Genomic DNA, 2975 nt, shown 5'->3' on the forward strand with positions numbered 1-2975 from the left:
TTTACGTCATATCCATAAGGATCAAGTTGAGGGTAATATATGGACTATCCCTGCTGAAAATATGAAAGGCAAGCGTGATGCCACAACAGAGTTTCGCGTCCCCCTATCATCTGAAGCAATAAAAGTAATTGAACAAGCCCGCTGTATCTCTAAAAGTGATTTCATCTTTTCACTTACCGGTCGTGGTCCTCTTTCACATACGATGATGGCGGCGTATATGAGAAAAAATAAAATTGAAGCCTGCCCGCATGGTTTTCGCTCTAGTTTACGCGATTGGCTAGCAGAAACAACCGATGCCCCCTATGAGGTCGCTGAAACTATTCTAAGTCATACAGTTGGCGGCAAAGTAGAGCGTGCCTATCGTCGTACTGATTATCTAGAATAGCGCCGCGTTTATATGGATAAATGGGCGGCTTATGTCACGGGTCAATCTTAAGATATGGGGTGAATAACCCCATGATCTGTGGATAACTTTCTCTCTCTTCTCTCTCATTCTTTCTCAATAAGATTCATCACGTATCACATCAGAAATTGTATGATAAAATATTGTTTTATATAAATAAAATACCTTCAAAAATGAACCAAAATGTGGTTAATAAATGGTTATGATTTGTTACCATTTTTATAGTGAAAGGATTTTAATATGACAGAAAATGATATTCTTTTAACAGACCGTGAAAGTGCAAAATTGCTTCATATGAGTGTCTCAACTTTCCGCCGTCATGTAACCAATGGCTCTTTGCCAAAACCTTTAAAATTTGGTTTTTTATCGCGTTGGTTACAATCAGATCTTATCAATGTCATTGAGCAAGCAAAACAGCAACGTTATAATGACGCGGCATAAAAAGAAAGCCTTGTCACGTAAGAACGGACAAGGCTTTCTCAAGCTCATCAAACCTGGTGCTTTATTTGGTGTAAATTCAAGGCTTTCTCTGCTGAAGCAAGACTTAAGGCTGGCATTCAAGTTGTTCTGAATGTTTTTTACAATAAGGGCTATTTAAGCGTCTCTCAACACTTCGCTGAGGCGTGATAGAACCACTAAGAGGATACACCGGAATCCTATCATCTTGACAATTTTCACACCACTTTCCATTTTCACTTCTATAGTGGAAGCCAGATTGAAGCATACAAGTATGAATTATTGCCCATTCACCGAAACCTAATCCACTATTTTCTGTATCGGCATTATAAGGAGTTGGCTTACCACACTCTAACAATGCTTTTGCTACTTCAGTAGAATCTGCATCTGGCTTTTGCCATATAACAAAGTATTTTGAAGGAGGCTTTGAGTCACATCCAGCGATACTTAACAAAGCCATGCAACTCAACAGTTTTAAGATTTTCTTCATTTTTCCCCTCTTTCAATGGATTTATTTACGATAAAACAGAGCTCATAAACCTGTTGATATTTCCTGTCACCGCTGCTTAAAACAACGGTGAACAATATTGAGATGATTGGTTGAGAAAACAATCGCGCCATTCCAAGCAAAAGCAAGGATAAGGGATTGTTGATCATCACCAATAGAAACACTTAAGGTTGGCATTTGCGACTATTTTTATATTTTTTACAAAAAGGGCTGTTCAAGCGCTTCTTGACACTGCGCTGTGGTATGACAGCACCTGGACGACAAATGGGAAGATCCTCGGCTTTATGATTTACACACCAAGTTCCCCCTCCCACTTTATCACGAAAACCTGATTGAATCATACAAGCTTCTATGGTTGCTATTGCATTGTAGCTGAGCTTTCTGCTTTCTGGATCAGTATCATAAGGGGTTGGCATTCCACATTCTAATAAGGCTTTTCCTACCTCAGTAAAATCAGTAACACCATTTTTCTCCCACGTAGCTATCTCTCCTGGAGGAGGTTTATCGATATTACATCCAGTTACACTCACCAAAACTATTCCACTTAATAACTTTAAAATGTATTTCATTTTTTACTCCTTGATTTACTTAAAGGAAATTGTTCACGATGAGATGTGCCATAAAACTTTTGGCATTTATAACCCACATCTCCAAGGCAAGTATGGGAGCTTATGGGATTCATGATCACTCTCCACCATTCTTTCCACCAATTACTACCAGCAGGTATTGTCTCGTAAGTATAGCCATTGCCGCCAATAATTCTGCTTACAAAGTCGTATCTATTCCCATCAAAGCCAATAGTGGTTTGTTTGCCATCACTCACATAACCTAACAGACCGGATGCAACTAAAGCATTAAAGGCTGGTCCATAGAAATTGATATTCGTGTTGTCGGCTATACCGTGAACACCTTCTTGTTTGAAAGAATTCAGCATATTCCCCAATGTCATTGTCCCGCGACTATGTCCATAAAGTTCTAACCCTGTAAGACCATGGCTATACACCAAATCTTTTGCTTCTTGTGTTGAATTGGTCAAACCCCAAAAGTTATTTTCCATAAACTTCTGATAGCCCGCAACCAGAAGTTCTGANAAAGATGCCATTAAAGGACACATGCACTTTGCCATCAGAGCCTTCTTGCAAATGCTGCTTTTCTTCATCCGTTAAATAATGGAACTTGGGGATTTTTTGTCCACGAGCATCTCTTATAGGTACCCCATTCGCATCTATTTCATAGATTGTATTGCCATTTTCATCACGATCCACCACGGCGATGGGGTGCTCTTTGATAAACATGGTTTTATAGGAGTCATCGCTGTATTTAAACCCTTCTTCTAAGAGTTGAGTTACCATTTCACGGTTTTCATGGACGATTTGTTCCAGCTTGCCTACATCGAGCTGTTGTACACCCTTATGGGCGCTAGCAGTATCACGATTAAGGGAGGCTATGGCTTGCTCAACATCTTGTCCTGTCAACGCCTTCTGCCCTGCTTCATCAGTAATGACGATAGTGCCATTGCTGATAGCGGATTTGGTATATCCTTCCTCTGAATCTTTAGCTTTTGAATGATCTAAGACATTTTTAGCAATGTTTTTCCCGACACCATAT

Annotated in this window: 5 protein-coding genes and 1 pseudogene; 2 read left to right on the forward strand and 4 right to left on the reverse strand. The window is 39.7% G+C overall.

Going from position 1 to position 2975, the window contains the following annotated elements; genetic code table 11:
• Both ACFIMC_RS07960 and ACFIMC_RS07965 read left to right on the forward strand, forming a co-directional pair.
• Nucleotides 1-385: tyrosine-type recombinase/integrase (locus ACFIMC_RS07960; protein WP_375685736.1), on the forward strand; the 385-nt coding region annotated here is incomplete at its 5' end.
• 258 nt (nt 386-643) lie between these two features.
• Complete coding sequence (locus ACFIMC_RS07965) at nt 644-844, forward strand: AlpA family transcriptional regulator (protein WP_004860538.1); 201 nt, start codon at nt 644-646, stop codon at nt 842-844.
• A 103-nt stretch (nt 845-947) separates the two neighbouring features.
• On the opposite strand, the gene ACFIMC_RS07970 is transcribed toward ACFIMC_RS07965, so the two are convergent.
• The 4 genes and pseudogenes from ACFIMC_RS07970 to ACFIMC_RS10345 form a co-directional block, all read right to left on the reverse strand.
• Nucleotides 948-1349, reverse strand: coding sequence for a hypothetical protein (locus ACFIMC_RS07970; protein ID WP_375612658.1), 402 nt, complete (start codon nt 1347-1349; stop codon nt 948-950).
• A gap of 66 nt (nt 1350-1415) precedes the next feature.
• Entirely contained in the window at nt 1416-1544 is a 129-nt protein-coding gene (locus tag ACFIMC_RS07975) for a hypothetical protein (RefSeq protein ID WP_375630430.1), read from the reverse strand.
• Nucleotides 1532-1936 (reverse strand): hypothetical protein, encoded by a 405-nt coding sequence (locus tag ACFIMC_RS07980; protein WP_375630432.1) that lies wholly within the window; start codon nt 1934-1936, stop codon nt 1532-1534. Before ACFIMC_RS07980 ends, ACFIMC_RS07975 begins: the two co-directional genes overlap by 13 nt.
• A pseudogene (locus ACFIMC_RS10345) lies at nt 1933-2975 on the reverse strand (filamentous hemagglutinin); the annotation flags it as partial. The pseudogene ACFIMC_RS10345 and the gene ACFIMC_RS07980, both read right to left, overlap by 4 nt.

The sequence above is a fragment of the Bartonella sp. AP21QHHD genome, from assembly GCF_042196205.1.
GTDB lineage: Bacteria > Pseudomonadota > Alphaproteobacteria > Rhizobiales > Rhizobiaceae > Bartonella.